The organism is Bradyrhizobium sp. Mp19 (genome assembly GCF_029952935.1).
Classification (GTDB): domain Bacteria; phylum Pseudomonadota; class Alphaproteobacteria; order Rhizobiales; family Xanthobacteraceae; genus Bradyrhizobium; species Bradyrhizobium elkanii.
The window spans coordinates 1-15,480 of the sequence record NZ_JASAUT010000059.1 but is presented as its reverse complement, the minus strand read 5'-3'; the positions used below and the strand labels follow the sequence as shown (position 1 = coordinate 15,480).

The 15,480-nt window shown below is 61.2% G+C and carries 11 protein-coding genes and 1 tRNA gene; 5 read left to right on the top strand and 7 right to left on the bottom strand.

The window, feature by feature from the left end; translation table 11 throughout:
* The first annotated feature begins 275 nt into the window (after nucleotides 1–275).
* Nucleotides 276–2,585: a glycosyltransferase family 41 protein gene (locus tag QJT82_RS37420; RefSeq protein WP_035632680.1), complete on the top strand. Its 2,310-nt coding sequence runs from the start codon at nucleotides 276–278 to the stop codon at nucleotides 2,583–2,585.
* 452 nt (nucleotides 2,586–3,037) lie between these two features.
* On the opposite strand, the gene QJT82_RS37415 is transcribed toward QJT82_RS37420, so the two are convergent.
* Genes QJT82_RS37415 through QJT82_RS37405 form a run of 3 tightly spaced genes read right to left on the bottom strand, consistent with a single transcriptional unit; the run spans nucleotide 3,038 to nucleotide 5,114 of the window.
* The gene (locus tag QJT82_RS37415) at nucleotides 3,038–3,739 is read right to left on the bottom strand and encodes a YafY family protein (RefSeq protein ID WP_028343331.1); all 702 of its coding nucleotides are present in this window, start codon (nucleotides 3,737–3,739) and stop codon (nucleotides 3,038–3,040) included.
* Between the two features lie 44 nt (nucleotides 3,740–3,783).
* The gene (locus QJT82_RS37410) at nucleotides 3,784–4,716 is read right to left on the bottom strand and encodes an NAD(P)-dependent alcohol dehydrogenase (protein WP_028343332.1); all 933 of its coding nucleotides are present in this window, start codon (nucleotides 4,714–4,716) and stop codon (nucleotides 3,784–3,786) included.
* 20 nt (nucleotides 4,717–4,736) lie between these two features.
* Nucleotides 4,737–5,114, bottom strand: a complete 378-nt coding sequence (locus QJT82_RS37405; RefSeq protein WP_028343333.1) for a nuclear transport factor 2 family protein — start codon at nucleotides 5,112–5,114, stop codon at nucleotides 4,737–4,739.
* 174 nt (nucleotides 5,115–5,288) lie between these two features.
* Between QJT82_RS37405 and fabF the strand changes: the two genes are divergently transcribed.
* Nucleotides 5,289–6,551, top strand: coding sequence for a beta-ketoacyl-ACP synthase II (fabF, locus tag QJT82_RS37400; protein ID WP_028343334.1), 1,263 nt, complete (start codon nucleotides 5,289–5,291; stop codon nucleotides 6,549–6,551).
* 87 nt (nucleotides 6,552–6,638) lie between these two features.
* On the opposite strand, the gene QJT82_RS37395 is transcribed toward fabF, so the two are convergent.
* The 3 genes from QJT82_RS37395 to QJT82_RS37385 form a co-directional block, all read right to left on the bottom strand.
* The gene (locus tag QJT82_RS37395) at nucleotides 6,639–7,820 is read right to left on the bottom strand and encodes a radical SAM protein (RefSeq protein ID WP_028343335.1); all 1,182 of its coding nucleotides are present in this window, start codon (nucleotides 7,818–7,820) and stop codon (nucleotides 6,639–6,641) included.
* Nucleotides 7,821–7,846: 26 nt separating this feature from the next.
* Nucleotides 7,847–8,242 (bottom strand): hypothetical protein, encoded by a 396-nt coding sequence (locus QJT82_RS37390; RefSeq protein ID WP_028343336.1) that lies wholly within the window; start codon nucleotides 8,240–8,242, stop codon nucleotides 7,847–7,849.
* A gap of 633 nt (nucleotides 8,243–8,875) precedes the next feature.
* The gene (locus tag QJT82_RS37385; protein ID WP_028343337.1) at nucleotides 8,876–9,448 is read right to left on the bottom strand and encodes a hypothetical protein; all 573 of its coding nucleotides are present in this window, start codon (nucleotides 9,446–9,448) and stop codon (nucleotides 8,876–8,878) included.
* 190 nt (nucleotides 9,449–9,638) lie between these two features.
* Between QJT82_RS37385 and QJT82_RS37380 the strand changes: the two genes are divergently transcribed.
* Both QJT82_RS37380 and QJT82_RS37375 read left to right on the top strand, forming a co-directional pair.
* Nucleotides 9,639–12,503 carry a transglycosylase domain-containing protein gene (locus QJT82_RS37380; protein ID WP_035632682.1) on the top strand — a complete coding sequence of 955 codons (2,865 nt, stop codon included), beginning with the start codon at nucleotides 9,639–9,641 and terminating at the stop codon, nucleotides 12,501–12,503.
* Nucleotides 12,500–13,522: a hypothetical protein gene (locus QJT82_RS37375; protein ID WP_245288845.1), complete on the top strand. Its 1,023-nt coding sequence runs from the start codon at nucleotides 12,500–12,502 to the stop codon at nucleotides 13,520–13,522. Before QJT82_RS37380 ends, QJT82_RS37375 begins: the two co-directional genes overlap by 4 nt.
* 209 nt (nucleotides 13,523–13,731) lie before the next feature.
* Here QJT82_RS37375 and QJT82_RS37370 read toward each other — a convergent pair.
* A tRNA-Glu gene (locus tag QJT82_RS37370) sits at nucleotides 13,732–13,803 on the bottom strand.
* Nucleotides 13,804–13,921: 118 nt separating this feature from the next.
* On the opposite strand from QJT82_RS37370, the gene QJT82_RS37365 reads away from it, so the two are divergent.
* A complete protein-coding gene (locus tag QJT82_RS37365; protein ID WP_018273347.1) occupies nucleotides 13,922–15,298 on the top strand; it encodes a tyrosine-type recombinase/integrase in 1,377 nt (458 codons plus the stop codon).
* The last annotated feature ends 182 nt before the right edge of the window (nucleotides 15,299–15,480 follow it).

Genomic DNA, 15,480 nt, shown 5'->3' with positions numbered 1-15,480 from the left:
TCGTGACGCGGCTTTAATGCTCCAGACGCCGCCCCCGCCTCCGTCGTGACCTCCAAGGTTCGGCTGCGGCTGACGAGGCAGCCACTCGGCTGACCGAGGACCATCCGCTTCAGCCCGACTATTCGCGGAGCTGTTCCTTTAGGCCGTTGCGCAATCGAGGGCGATCTGTCAATTTCAACCTTTGATAGACGAGCGATCCATATCGCGGGCACAGGATGCGACATGTCTGCCAGCGTGAGGCCAAGACCCGGACACGGAGCGCGTGAAGACGTCTGATGCCCGAAACAGGTGAATTTCAAAAATCCAGTTCGACCGACCTGCAGCGCGCCTTCGCGCAGGCTGTCGCACTGCATCAGCGGGGTCAGTTGGCGGCAGCAGAAAAGATCTATGAAGACATTCTCCGACAGCAGCCAGACAATTTCGATGCGCTGCATCTGCTGGGCCTGATTTCCGCGCAGACCGGGCGTAGCGAGCGCGGCGTCGACCTGATCCGGCGAGCGATCAGGCTCAACGGCAACGTCGCGGACGCGCACAGCAACCTGGGCAACACACTGCGCGCGTTGCGTCGCTTCGACGAAGCGCTCGCGAGCTTCGACAGGGCGATCGCGCTCAGGCAAGACCTTGCGCCGGCGCTCTACAATCGGGGACTTACGCTCGCGGACCTTGGGCGCCACCAGGAAGCGCTCGCAAGCTTCGATCGCGTGATCGCGCTGGCGCCCAACCATGCAGATGCCCATCGAAACAGGGGCGCCGCGCTGAGAAAGCTGGAGCGGCTGGAAGAGGCCCTGGCGAGCCTGGACAGGGCGATTGCGCTCAAGCCCAACGATGCCGGTGCACACAACGATCGCGGCAACGTGCTCAACGACCTCAAAAGGTTCGATGATGCGCTCGCGAGCTACCACCGGGCGCCGGGAATAGCCGGCGCGTGCTACAACCGCGGCAACGTGCTGATCGAACTGGATCGTCTCGAAGAGGCAGTTGCGAGTTACGACAAGGCGATCGCGCTCCAGCCCGACTATGCCGAGGCCTACAACAACCGCGGCTCGGCGCTGTTCAGGCTCAGGCATCACGACGCGGCGCTCGCCAGCATCGACAAGTCGATCCAGCACAAGGGCGACGATGCGGCTGCCCACGCCAACCGCGGCAAGGTTCTATCCATTCTGGCGCGCTACCCCGAAGCACTCGCTGCCTATGACAAGGCCGTCGCGCTCAAACCGGACCAGGCCGATATCGAAGGCTATCGTCTGCACGCCAAATCCCACATTTGCGACTGGGCCGGCTTTGACGCTGGGTGCGACCAACTTATCGAGTTGATCAGGACTCGGAACGCGACGACGCCGCCATTTCTGTTTTGTAGCGTTCCTTCATCGACCGTCGACCAACTGCTATGCGCCACGCGATGGACCGCGAAGAATCATCCGCCGTCCGCAAGCCAGCGCTGGCGAGGCGAGCGCTACGATCACGATCGAATTCGCATCGGCTATTTCTCGTCAGATTTTTGCAACCACGCGACATCGCTTCTGATGGCGGGGATGTTCGAGTGCCACGACCGGTCGAAATTCGAGACGGTGGCAATCTCATGGTCACCCAACGCCCCCTCGGAGATGCGTCGACGGCTGGAGGCGTCGTTCGATCGATTTGTCGAGGTCCGGGACATCAACGACGATGAGGTCGCCGACCTGATCAGACAATTGGAAATCGACATCCTGGTTGATTTGAAAGGCTTTACCGGGGGATCCCGCACCAGAGTCCTTGGCCGCCGGCCTGCCCCCATCCAGGTCAATTATCTGGGCTATCCGGGAACACTCGGTGCCCCGTTCATCGACTACATCATCGCCGGTCGTACCGTGATCCCGGACCACCATCGCGAATTCTACAGCGAAAAGGTGGTCGCTCTGCCCAACAGCTATCAGGCCAACGACGACAAGCGCGCTATTTCCGATCGCGTGTTTACGCGCGGCGACGTCGGGCTGGCACCGACGGGCTTCGTGTTTTGCTGCTTCAACAACAACTACAAGATCACGCCTGACATGTTCGATCGGTGGATGAGGATTCTCGGCCGCGTCGACGGCAGCATGTTGTGGCTCCTCGAAGCCAACGCCGACTCTGCCGCAAATCTGCGAAACGAGGCGGTCGCGCGTGGCGTGGCTGCGGAGCGCCTTGTGTTCGCGCCGCGTATGTCGTTACCTGACCATCTCGCACGTCATCGCCTCGCCGGCCTGTTCCTCGACAGCACTCCCTACAACGCCCACACGACCGCCAGCGATGCGCTATGGGCCGGCCTGCCGGTGCTGACCATTCTCGGCGACACGTTTGCCAGTCGGGTCGCGGCGAGCTTGCTCCATGCGGTCGGCCTGCCCGAGCTTATTGCGGAATCGCCGGAGGCTTATGAGCGCATGGCGGTCGATCTGGCGACCCATCCCGAGAAGCTCGCGGCGCTCAGAACCAGGCTGGCGGCCAACCGGCTAGCGGCACCGTTGTTCGATACCAAACGTTTCACCCGGCATATCGAGGCCGCCTATACCGCGATGTATGAGCGTCACCGGGCGGGCATTACGCCGGACCATATCGTCGTCCCGGCGTGATCGTTGCTGCCTGCAGTCGCTCATCAGCGTATTCGAGGTCGCAGACACCACGATCCGGATCAAGGGGAGCAGGGATGGGCTCAAAAAGCCGGTATTGGCGACGCCAAAGGGCCATTCGCGTTCGCGGCCAATGCAAGAAGCACAGCGCTCTTGGCATTCTCGGTCGCCATTCCAGCCGGCCGGTTTGAGACTGTTCGTCCAACCGTCGAGGCGGCCCTGGTCGAATGCCGTGACGAGCTTCTTTCCCGCGTTACTCGATCGCGCGACGAAGGGGGCGTTTACGGTGACAGTGCGCTAGAGCATTTTCGGTTCTGATTGAATCAGAACCGAAGCTCTAGATTCTTGTTTTGACGCGTTTTCTTCACGCGAACCGGTGTCCACTTCGCTCGAAAACGCTCTAAATCGCCGACGAGGTTAAGTGCACGGCCGCCGCAATTGTCCCTGAACGTGCCCTATGATCGATTGCCCGACGCATTCTGCTCGTCAGCTTGCGCCCGCCATTGCTTGACGAGATCGCGTCTGCGACCGGGATAGCGCTCCTTCAATGGCTTGATGCGCGCGATCCGGTCTGCGCGGAAGGTGCGGAAATCCTTTCGCAGCTCACACCAGCCGGCGATGATCCGCCGGGCCTCGAAAAAGCCGAGCATAATTGGCCAGATGACGCGCGCAGTCTCCGCTCCCTTCGGGTCGCGATAGACGATGCGGAGCTTATGCTGCTCGCGCATCGCCTGGCGGAGCATCTGAAGATCCACGGACGCAGTCTTGGGCGCCCTGCGGCTGACGTGAAAGCTCCTGTCGTCCACCCTGTCGCGCAGTTCGGCAGGAAGTACCGCGCTGATCTTGGAAAGCGCATTGTGTGCTGCGAATGCCAACCCCTCGTCCGTTTGCCGTTGCACCCATTGTACGCCCAGTGCAACGGCCTGAATCTCTTCTTCGGAGAACATCAGCGGAGGCAGGAGAAAGCCGGGACGCAAGACGTAACCGACGCCCGGCTCTCCTTCGATCTCCGCCCCCAGCGCCTGCAAGGCGGCAATGTCGCGATAGATCGTCCGCAACGAAACACCGGCCTCGCGCGCAAGGTGCATACCCGATACCGGACGCGAATGACGCCGGAGCACCTGCATGAGATCGAAGAGCCGTTCACTTTTGGACATGGAAGCAGTCTAGCACGCTCATGCCAGGAATTGGCAGTAGCCTGTCAGCCGACCGCGACGAGCCCTTTCCCGCCAATCTTCCGGCCTTTTTCGAGGGTCGTAATCAGCGTGATCGCACCGCCGAGCGGCACGGTCTCGGCAATCGGCAGCCTTAACTTCCCTTCTCCGGCTGCATCGGCAATCCCATCGAGAATGTCCGCGCGTGGCGTACACACGATAGGCTTCAGTCGCCGGTTAAAGGCCGATCGGAGAAACTTCATCGGGGTCGGGTCGATGTCCGCGAAGACGCCGTTCCTGCCCGCGAGGCGCAGACCGACCGCTGTCGGCATGATGGCCGCGGTGTCATAGACGACGTCGAACCGATCACGGAGCATCGACAGTTCAGTCTTGCGATAATCAAACACCTTCTGGAGGCCGAGATCACGAGCCCTTTGCATGGCTCCCGCGCTGCAACTGCCTGCAACAGTAGCGCCAAGCATCCTCGCAATCTGCACCGCGGCCTCGCCAACCGCGCCGGTACAGCCATTGATGAACACCGACTGGCCGCGCTTGAGGCCCGCCTTGTCTACCAGACCATTCCAGGCCGTGACGCCCGGCGTCCCGAGGCAAGCCGCGTCCGCGAAGGACACGGATTCGGGCTTCTTCGCGAGAAAGCTCTCGCTGGTGACGACCCCTTCGCCAAGCGCGCCACTCTCCTTGAGCCGCGCGAGACCAAAAACGGCATCACCCGGTTTGAAGCGGGTCACCCCGCTACCAACCGAAACCACGATCCCGGAGAAGTCACTGCCCATGGCGCGTGGAAAGACCTTGCCCGTTATCATCTTCAGATAGCCGTTGCGTACCTTCCAATCGATGGGATTGATTGCGGCGAAGTTGACCTTCACCGCGACCTCGCCCCTACCCGGGGACTGGGGCGCGACATCCTCGAGCTTCATGGTCTCGGGGCCGCCATATGCGTAGTATTGAATGCGCCTCACGATACGCTCCGTCGACAAGGTCAGTGGGGCTGGACCGTCGCCGCGTAAGCAGCGAACGCTGTCGCATCATAAATCACGCGCGTGGAAGCGATCTTGCCGTTCTCGACCGTGAGGTGCTCGGCCACGATGGCATTCGCCACGGGATGCGTATCCGCGTCATAAACGATCACAGCCTCCGCATCGTCGCCGAAAGCGGCGAGAAGCGTCAGCTTCTTGATCATTCGCGAAAACCCTTCATGAAAGCCGCGAAACGCCGCGCTCCCGTTGAGTTCTCCGCGCGGCGAGTTGCAAACGATGTCGTCGGCGGAGATGGAGACGATCTTGTCCGCATCCCTGCTGGCCATTGCATCGAAGTAGGTGTGGGCTACAGCCAGCGCCTTGCCGTTACGTTCAGTCATCACGTATTCCTTTCCCTGAGGTGATGGACTGAAGCTAACGCGTACCACTGACAGATTTTGTCAGCATGATATAAAACCATGAAATCGCTTATTTTTGTGCCCAATTGCCAATAAATTACGATCATCATATATAGAAGGAGGACCGGCCATGCCGGCAAGAGCGACAGGAGAACCATGCGTCGAATTGTTGTGACGGGCCTCGGGACAGTGTCCCCGCTGGGCTGTGGCACCGAACTGGTGTGGTCGAGGCTGCTTGCGGGGCATTCCGGGCTCACGGCATTGCCGGAGTGGGCGGCCGCGCTACCGGCGCGCGTCGCAGGACAGGTTCCTGACAAGAGCGACGATGCTGAGGGCGGCTTCGATCCCGATTCCGCAGCCCCGCGCAAGGACCAGAAGAAGATGGATCGGTTCATCCTGTTCGCGCTGCTCGCAGCGACTGAGGCCGTGGCGCAGGCCGGCTGGATGCCGACCGAGGCACTCGCGCAGGAGCGAACCGCCACCGTGATCGCATCCGGGATCGGCGGATTTCCGGCGATCGCAGACGCCGTGCGCACGGCGGAAAAGAGCGGCCTGCGCCGGCTGTCGCCGTTCACCATTCCCTCCTTCCTGGCAAATCTCGCCGCCGGGCACATCACGATTCGATACGGCTACAAGGGTCCGATCGGCGCGCCGGTGACCGCCTGCGCCGCGAGCGTGCAAGCGATCGGCGATGGCGCGCGCCTGATCAGGTCCGGCGAAGCCGACATTGCGATCTGCGGCGGCGCGGAGGCCTGCATCGATCCCGTGAGCCTTGGCGGCTTTGCGGCCGCGCGGGCGCTTTCGACGTCCTTCAACGACACGCCGGCGCGCGCGTCGCGGCCGTTCGACCGCGACCGGGACGGCTTCGTCATGGGCGAAGGCGCGGGCGTCCTCGTCATCGAGGAACTCGAACACGCGCTTCGGCGCGGCGCGAAGCCGATCGCCGAGCTCATCGGCTACGGCACGACGGCCGACGCCTATCACATCACCGCGGGCCCCGAGGATGGCGACGGCGCCCGGCGCGCGATGGAGGCGGCGCTCCGGCAGGCCGGCTTGCGGCCCGACGAGGTCCAGCATCTCAACGCGCATTCGACATCGACCCCGGTCGGCGATCTCTCCGAGCTCGAGGCCATCAAGCGCGTGTTCGGGCGCGAGGGAAAAGTTGCCGTCAGCGCGACCAAGTCGGCGACAGGACATCTGCTCGGCGCCGCCGGCGGCATTGAGGCGATCTTCACCATCCTGGCGCTGCGCGACCAGGTCGCGCCGCCGACGCTCAATCTGGACAACGCCGATTCCGCAGCACAGGGCATTGACCTCGTCGCGAACGTCGCACGGCGAATGACAATCGAACACGCGATCTCGAACGGCTTCGGATTTGGCGGCGTCAACGCCAGCCTGGTGTTTCGACGGTGGTCTTGAGGCGGTCGGGCCTTGCTCGCAATGGAAAGATGCCCGGCGTGTCGGGTCATCAGATGAAGAGCGGAGCTAGCGATCGATTCAAATTGCCTAACCGCCCGCCGCTGCGCTGCGCACGCCAATCCGCTCCCCGTCCTGCTTGCGGACGTAGAGATGACGTTCCAGCACGGATTGCATGTTCTCGAACATCGAATAGAGATCGTCGCAATAGACCGACGGATTGTCGAAACCGTTCTTGGTGGAGAAGCGGTGCGGAAGATAGCCTCCGCCGCAGGCGTTCATGAACTTGCACTGCCGACATTTCTCGCAAAGATTGACTGAAGCATCGCGTGCGGCTTTCCAGCGCGGCTCGGTCCTGACGTCGTCGATCGCGTGATCGAAGATGTTGAACCTCGTGTTGGTGAAACCGTCACCCGCAATCCGCAGCACGTCGTGGGCCTCCACCGTGCCGTCAGTCATGACCGTGCAAAGCTCGACCGGCTTGTGGCCCACGCCTTCGGTCGGCGCGTTGTCGCCGATCAGGGCGGTGACCATGTCGGAAATGATGCGGACATTCGATGTCGGCGTCGTGCGATTGGCTTCCAGCCACAGGTCGAAAAGGCCGTTATAGAACGGGGCAATGGACGACGGCTTCTCGTCCACCGTCGCGTCGGGAATCATGATGTCGTAGTTGGCGATGCCGCACGCCGCGAAAAAATCCGCATACTCCTGCGGCGCGTAAGCCGGGTTGCAAACCGCGAGGGCGATCACGCCGATGTCGCGCGAGACCAGCATGCGGGCGGCACGTTCCACAGCGGCATGGGTGCCGGTACCTTGAAACGTCTTGCGGTGAGCGTCGTGAATATGTGCCGGCCCATCGATACTGATCGCCACCGAAATATTGCGGGCCTCGAAGCAGTCGAGCCATTCATCATCGATCAGAACGCCATTGGTCGTCACCGCGATGGGGATCTCGCAGCCGGTCCGGGATGAAATGCCCTCGCAGCCCTCCGCAAAACGGTGAAAATTATCGACGCCCCAAAGCAGCGGCTCACCGCCGTGCAGGATCACGGGAAAGTCGACGAGGGAGTATCTGGCGACGTGTTGTTCGAGGCGCAGCAATAGCTGCTGCAGCACCTCGGCACTCATCAGCTTGGGCTTGTCATAGACGGCCGCATCGCGAAACCAGTAGCAATAGGAGCAATCGATGTTGCACCTCGCCGCTACCTTGACCAGCAACTGCGTGATCGGCTGCTCCTGGAACGCGACGGAATTTGAAGCGTCAACCGACATACGGATACCAGCGAGCTGCGATCGGCCTAGTAGCCCCTGACGAAGCCACCTCGTCGGAACGCGCCTGCTCCGGGATAATATCCGCCGGCCCTGCGAAATGCGCCGGCGCCCGGATAGTAGCCGCCACCCCTGCGAAAGCCGCCCGCATAGGGCCCCCTGGCAAAGGCCCCGCGCCTGAAATAGACCTGAGTTGCCTGGGGCTGGTCGGAAATCACCCCCAGCTGGAAGCCCTGTACGTCTTGAGGGCTCTGTTCTTGAAAGCTCTGTTCTTGCGGGCTCTGTTCCTGAGCGCTCTGTTCCTGAAGGCTCTGCTCGCGCACACCACTCAGCAATGCGTCGATACCCTGATGATCGCTTTCGATTGTCGCACCCGGCCCGTGCAGTTGCAGCAGGCTCGCCAAGACCGTCAGCGTAATCGCCATCGTCGAGCTCCTTTTCGCGATACCACAATCGAACGAAATGTCGGCGCGTGCCTTACGCCGGTCGAGCAACTGAAAGTATAGCAGCGGATTTGCAGCGGAGTCTAGGTATCGCGTCTGCGCTGATCGGTTCGCACGGGGTGAACGACCAAGGCACGCTCTCGCGCGCGCCGGCTTTCGCGCATCGGGCTCGATCCGGATCGACCTGGCGGTCCTCGCGCGGTCCCGTTCCGAAAGACCTGCTTCCGAAAGACCTGCGCAATCGCTCATGCGTTTGATCGCGGCCAACGGCGCCGCAATCTGAAGCGGGAGCCGTAGGCATGCGCTCGCAATGGCCGCTTTTGCAGGCCGAAGCGGGTCAGTCCGGGTTTGCGGATGAGGGCTCAAATGGCGCTCCCTAGGGATGGGGCAGAAATGAGTGATTTCAGTGGGTTAAAGAAAAGTTTGGGCAGCAACTGCCTTATTGCTTTTCAAAGCGCTTCAGAACGGCTGCCCAAACGTACCCTATAGGCGATGAAAGCCGCGCCTCGCCGCCAATGCCGCAAACTCAACGGCGACGGCAGTTGAGCACCTCGCCGCGCCTCATGGCGTCCAGGCGCCGTCGTTACGACTGCAAATCACTTCAAGCGGAAAACTTCACTCATCCAATTTCTTGCTCAGTTCAGCATCGAGCTTGTTCCGGTCGACAGACTGAAAGAACGTGATGGGTCTGCATTTTCCTTCGAAATCCGCGAGGACGACGGCTGTCCACGGACTCGTGGTCTCGCCCGAACCGTCGCGGGTGTCCGGCATGACCTTGCGAGCAGCGATCACATACCAAGCGCGACCAGCCGTTGCCGCCTTCGCAGCCGCAGCGAACTCATCTAATATTCCACGCAGATTTTTGCGCATTTCTTCTTCAGTGTCACCGCGGAGGTATTTTCGAGCCGACTTTCCCGCCTCCCCGTACTCATGATGAATGTTCAACTGCAGTCGGGCATCGTCCACTTCGATCTTGGTCACCCGTGCCACCGCTCCGCCTTCGCGAAGATAGTCTCGCACCCGGACGTCGCAGGCAAAAAATCTGTCCGTGGGAGCGGCGCTGGCAGCAGGGGAGACCGCGGCAAGAGCCCGGGTGCTCCTTTTTCTAGAAGCAGCATCCGCAGGCATCGCGGCGATGGCGGCGCTGATGAGCGCCACGGCAAGCACGACTGGAAGAGGGGCATTCATGGGTGCGCTGCCAATACGGACTTTTTAAAACGCGCTGGCCGCAGCGTTGGTTCCGCGGCGCGGCCGGTCGGAGCAGTGCTGAGGGCCCGGAGAAGCGGGCGGCGGCGCCTCGGGAACTTTTTCCTCAATACAGGCTTATTCAATATTGTTCGGGACCTTACGGGGGCGGCTTTTCGACCGTCGGCAGGTCATGGACTCGATTCTCATCAAGATCTTCGCCACGGCGCTTGCCTTCAGCCAGGTCACTACCCGGCCGGATGGGGTCAAGACGGAGTTCGATGCGGTGCGCGACCGCGTCGAGGTGGCGCAGCTTTTGAGTGCCGGCTGCGTCCACATGCGCAAGGCTTTCGACATCGAGGACATCAACCTGGACGATCTGATTGCCACTGCCATGGATGACAAGGAGGCGTTGAGCAGCGAGATCAGGGCACTCAAAGGACTGAATCTGGCCGACCTCCACGTAGCCTACAGGCAGTTCTGCAAGGTCGAAAAAGTTGAAGGCTCTCCGGTCGATCTCGGTCAGGTCATCGCTTTCTACAACAGCGCGGTCAAGGATCTGCCCGACGCCGTGCAGCTTAAAGACCTCAGGCTTCCTGTCACCAGCGTCATCCTCGACAACAAGAGCCAGCGCCTTGCCGAGATTTACGCGCCGAACAATCGCCGCATCTGGCTCAAGCTTGCGGATATCCCAGAAGCGGTGCGCAACGCTTTCATCGCCGCCGAGGACAAGCGCTTCTTCCAACACACCGGCATTGACGAGCGCGGACTGGTCCGCGCCTTCATCGGCAACTTCACGCCGCCGGGCCGGCCGCAGGGCGGCTCGACCATTACGCAGCAGGTCGCGAAGAACCTGCTGGTGGGCAACGACATCACCTACGAAAGAAAACTGCGCGAAATGATCGTTGCCTCGCGGATCGAGCGCGCCCTGACCAAGGCAGAGATCCTCGAGCTCTATCTCAACTCGATTTATCTCGGTCGCGGAGCCTGGGGCATCGAGATGGCGGCGCGCAGCTATTTCGGCAAACCAGCCAAGGCGCTCTCCGCAGTCGAGGGCGCCCTGCTCGCCGGGCTCGCCAAGGGACCGAATTACTTCAATCCCGACCACCACCCTGAGCGCGCGCGCGAGCGCCTTGCCTATGTGCTGAGCCGCATGCAGGATGACGCCATGATCGACGCCGCCGCGGCGCAAGTAGTATTGCCGCAGTTCGTGGAGTACCGGCCGACGCGACGGGACTTCGGCTTTCACTTCGTCGATCACATCGGCCGCGAGGCAAAGATGGTCGCGGGCCTCGATACTCTCACCAATTCCTCCTACACGGTGCGCTCGACCGTCAACTCTGCCTTGCAGCGCGTAGTCGAAGCGACATTGCAGGAGGGCCTCGCGCGGTACGAACTGAACACCGGTCGTTACAAATTTGAGGGACCCGAGGCGAATATTTCCGATGCTGTCCGTCTGATTGCGGCAGACCCGAGGGCCACCGAACCGGCTTGGCGCGTGGCGTTGAAGACGACGCGGCTACCTCTCTATGACGTTCACTGGGAAGCGGCGGTCATCCTGGAGAATACGCGTGGCAAGCGCGGCCATGCGATCAACGTCGGTCTGACTGACGGAAGCATCGTGCCGCTGAACACCTGGAGCGACGCGATCCGGCGCGGTCTCAAGCCGTACGACGTGGTCTACGTACAGGTGCGCGAAGCCAAGGGTAAGCAAGCGGCGCTTGCCGATCTGCGCATTCGACCGACCGTGCAGGGAGCGGCGCTCGTACTCGGGAACGAAAGCGGCCGCATTCTCGCGATGGCGGGCGGCTTTTCGTATCCGGCAAGCCAGCTCAACCGCGTCGTCCAGAGCCTGCGGCAGCCCGGCTCCACCTTGAAGCCGCTGACCTACCTCGCCGCCCTTCGCAAGGGATTGCAGCCCAACACGCTGGTGATGGACGAACCCATTACGCTGGCGCCGATCGGGACGACGGTTCACGCGCGCCAGCGCGATTTCTGGTCGCCGAAGAACTACGACGGCGGCGCTATGGGCCCCATTACACTGCGGCATGCGCTGGAAAACTCTCGGAATCTTGCCACCGTGCAACTGCTCGCGACCGGTCTCGACGACAGCGCCGAGCGAGGCCTCGACCGGGTCTGTGATGTCGCGATGGAAGCGCAACTCTACAAAGAATGCACGCGCCACTATCCGTTCGTGCTCGGTGCCCAAGCAGTGCGGCTCATCGATCTTGCGGCGTTCTATGCAGCGATCGCCAACGAAGGCGCACGACCCCAGCCCCATGCGATCGAAACGATCGAACAGGACGGTCGCCCAGTCTACCAGCACGATCCGCATGCGGTCTCCTGGATCGGCCCCGCCGACCGCGCATCGTTTTACCAGCTGAAGTCAATGCTACAGGGTGTGCTCGCGCGCGGAACCGCGCGCGTGGTAAAACATCTCTCGCCCTATGTCGGCGGCAAGACTGGTACCACTGATAATTCGGCAGATGCCTGGTTCGTCGGTTTCACAAATGACGTCACCATCGCCATCTGGGTCGGCTACGACAACGGCGACGGCGGGCGCCGCACGCTTGGGCCCGGCCAGACCGGAGCGAAAGTAGCGCTGCCGATGTTCGAGCCGATCGTGCAGGCAGCCTGGGAGTTGCACGCTCCGAGGACGGTGTTGAACGGCCCTTCGCGCGAAGCCATGCATCAGCTCGTTGCTCTGTCGATCGATCCTTATACGGGCGATCCGGCATCGGCCGGCTCCGGGCGCGCTTTCACCGAGTACTTGAAGAGGGATCCATCGGGCAGAATCAATGATTCGCGATTTCGGATTGTCTCGCGTGCAGAACGCTACGCCTATCGTGGCGGTCAGGACGAAAACGACGGGCCATTCCAGCAGTGGTCCCACGATAACCGCCTTTACGGCGATAACCGGCCGCCATTTCCATTCCCGACCTGGCGTCTTGGTCCGCGCGAATATCCCTCCTCGCGCGGATATCCCGATGACGAGGACCGCCTCCCGCGACCGCCGCTTCGAGTCGATCCCGATTATTTCTGGCGGCGGCTGAATTGAGCATTGACGCCATGAGACTCTACCGTGCCGCTGCCCTCATCGCCGCCTGCGTGGCCGCCTGCACGGGCGCGGAAGCGCAGGAATTCCAGTTGGAGGACGTGCCCGGAGCCGCCAGCGTTCCGATCACGCAGATCAAACCGCTCACGGTCATCTTCGCCGACCAACGCAACGACAAGCTCGCCGATTCCTCGACCGGGCTCATTCCTTTCGACGATTGGGCCCGCTCACGTCCGGTTCAGCGGCGCTTCCTCTCGCTCTTCCCGACCTTCGTTGAGCCCACGCTCAACCAACAAGCGAAGCTAAAGCTCTCGGTCTACCAGGCGGAGGCGCGGTTTCGACTTCCAAGATCGGCAGCGGCAATGGATCTGTCGCGGTATGCGAGTGTCGCGTTCCTCGAGCAGATCGATCCGGCAGTCAAGCACCGGCCGATCACGGCGGGCGATGCTGTTCCCAACAAGGACGCGGGCGCCGCGCACAACCGTCCGCCGAATCGCCGCTGGTGCGAGGACGCGAAGGCGATCTGCGTGCAGTCCCGCTACATGTTCGAAGGGAAAATTCCGTCGGGCATTCAGCTTGCCAACAAGCTGCGCGAGGAGAGCAAAAAGCCCATTCCGGATTTCATCGAGTTCCAGAGTGAGATCATGTTGGTCACGCAGCCGCTCCTTGCCGAGCTGCCGAGCCTGACAGGGCTCGATTCCACAGTCACCAGTGCGCTCGAGCAGAACATCTTTTGGGTCAACCAGGTCATCCAGTTCGGCAAGCTGCTCGCGGTTCTGCAACAGCATCCGACCGAGCGGGAAGCCGCCATCGCAACGGTCTATATCCTGATTGCGGTCAGGAACGACGTGCTGAACAAGCAAAGGGAATACAGCAATACACCCATTCTGCGGAACCTCGTGCCCGCGCAACTGCTGATGGGCAAGAGCTCCTTCAACAGCGGCGATTCGCTGAGCGCCGGCCTGCCGAAATACGCCAGAAGCCGCATCAAGGCGATCGCCGACATGATGGAGCGGGAATAAGCAAATCGTGTGTGGCGACGAATGGACGCCGGTAGATGGACAAATCGCGTTGCAGTCGACAGGCGTCTAAGAAACCCCGAAGAACTGGCAAACAGTCACCGAGCCGGGGTAAGACTGCTGCCCACCACCGCTTGCAAGATCAGTCGATCGACGGGTTGACACTCCCGATCGGGACTCACATCGCAAAATGTCGTGGAATATCGCGTATTTGGCGCTCCCTAGGGGAATCGAACCCCTGTTTCAGCCTTGAGAGGGCTGGAAACAGTTTCCGCCGGAGTTCGCAGTCGTTCGTCATAATATAGCCTTTTCAATAGTTTAGATAGACATCGTTCTTCGTTGTTCGGCTTTGTACGCCGATGCTTATTCGACGGATATTCGACGACTCCGGGTTCGTATGCCATGACAAAGACGCTCACTGAGGCTCAGATCACGACTGCCAAGGCGCGCTCGAAACTGGAACTTGGCGTACATTGGCGCCGCCTCGATGCCGGGGCGCATCTTGGCTATCGCAAGGGCAAGCGGAGCGGCGTTTGGTTCGTGCGCTGGCGCAATCACCATGAAGGAGCCAACTACAAGCAGGCGCCGGTCGGCATCGCCAACGACGTCAACGACAAACTTGCCGAAGGCACGCTGACTTTCGAGCAGGCGGTGACACAAGCGCGGGAACACGTCACCCGGTCCAGAACAGAAGCGGCGGCCCAAGCCGCCGGACCGGCACCCACCGTGCGGACGGCTGTAGAGACATACATCAGGGAACGTAATGCCCGTGATAGCCGACGGGCCGGTCGCGAGGTTCGATCCGATGCTGGTCACCGCTTACGGCGTTACGTTCTTGGTCAAGAGCAGCGTGGTAGCCAGGAAGCCGTTGAGGCCGCCTCTCTCGCCGCAGTCCATCTACACGCGCTACAGGAAGATGATCTTTTGACGTGGCGCGAGGGCCTTCCTGTAGAATTAAAGGCGACGACAAAACAGCGGCTCATAAACGACCTGAAGGCCGGGCTGAATGCAGCATGGCCTCGCCTGTCGGCGGAACAAAAGAAGCTGAACCCGACATTCCCTTCGATTGTGAAAGACGGGTTTAAAGCTGAGCGCATCGATGATGATGATGAGGCATCAGTCGCCCGAGATAACCAGGTCCTTACGGATGCGCAAATCGGCACCCTACTTCGAGCCGCGCGCGAGATCGACGATGAGCAGGGATTTGAAGGCGACCTACATCGCATTGTCGTGTGCCTTGCAGCCACGGGTGCGCGATTTGCGCAGGCGAGGCGGATGCGCGTCAGTGATGCACAACGGGAAGAGCAGCGCTTGATGGTACCAGGTTCCTACAAGGGACGTGGTGGCAACGGTGGCTCCGTTCCAGTTCCGGTGGGCGAAGATGTCATCGAACTCCTGTCGCCAGTCATTTTAGATCGCCCAAAAGAGGCGCCGTTGTTCGAGCGATGGAGCTACGAGCAGGAGGCCGGCAGCATCGTTTGGAGAAAGTCAGAACGCGGTCCTTGGAAGACGGCAGAACTTACTCGTCCGTGGCACGCCATCCGCGATCGCGCAGCGCTACCAGGGGCCATTCCCTATGCGTTGCGACATTCCAGCATCGTTCGCGGCTTACGAAACCGGCTCCCTATTCAACACGTTGCTAAGCTGCACAACACTTCCGTGAAAATGATCGAGCGACATTACGCGAAATATATCTCAACGGCGTTGGAAGATCTCGCGCGGGCGGCAGTTGTCCCCCTAGTACCGCGGCACGCCGAAAATTCGGTTGGGCGTGGATGATCAATGAGACGCGCTCGCCGGCGAACGCTCACTCTTAGTGGCTTCCACCACACGCCTGATAGTATCAGGCTTCAAGACTCGCGGCTTTTCGGACTGAGCCAGTGTAGTCGTCCGTGAAGATCGGCTAAGCGATTGAGGCAGAATCGCATTTGCTGGTGTGGACTGTTTTTGGATTGCAAGGT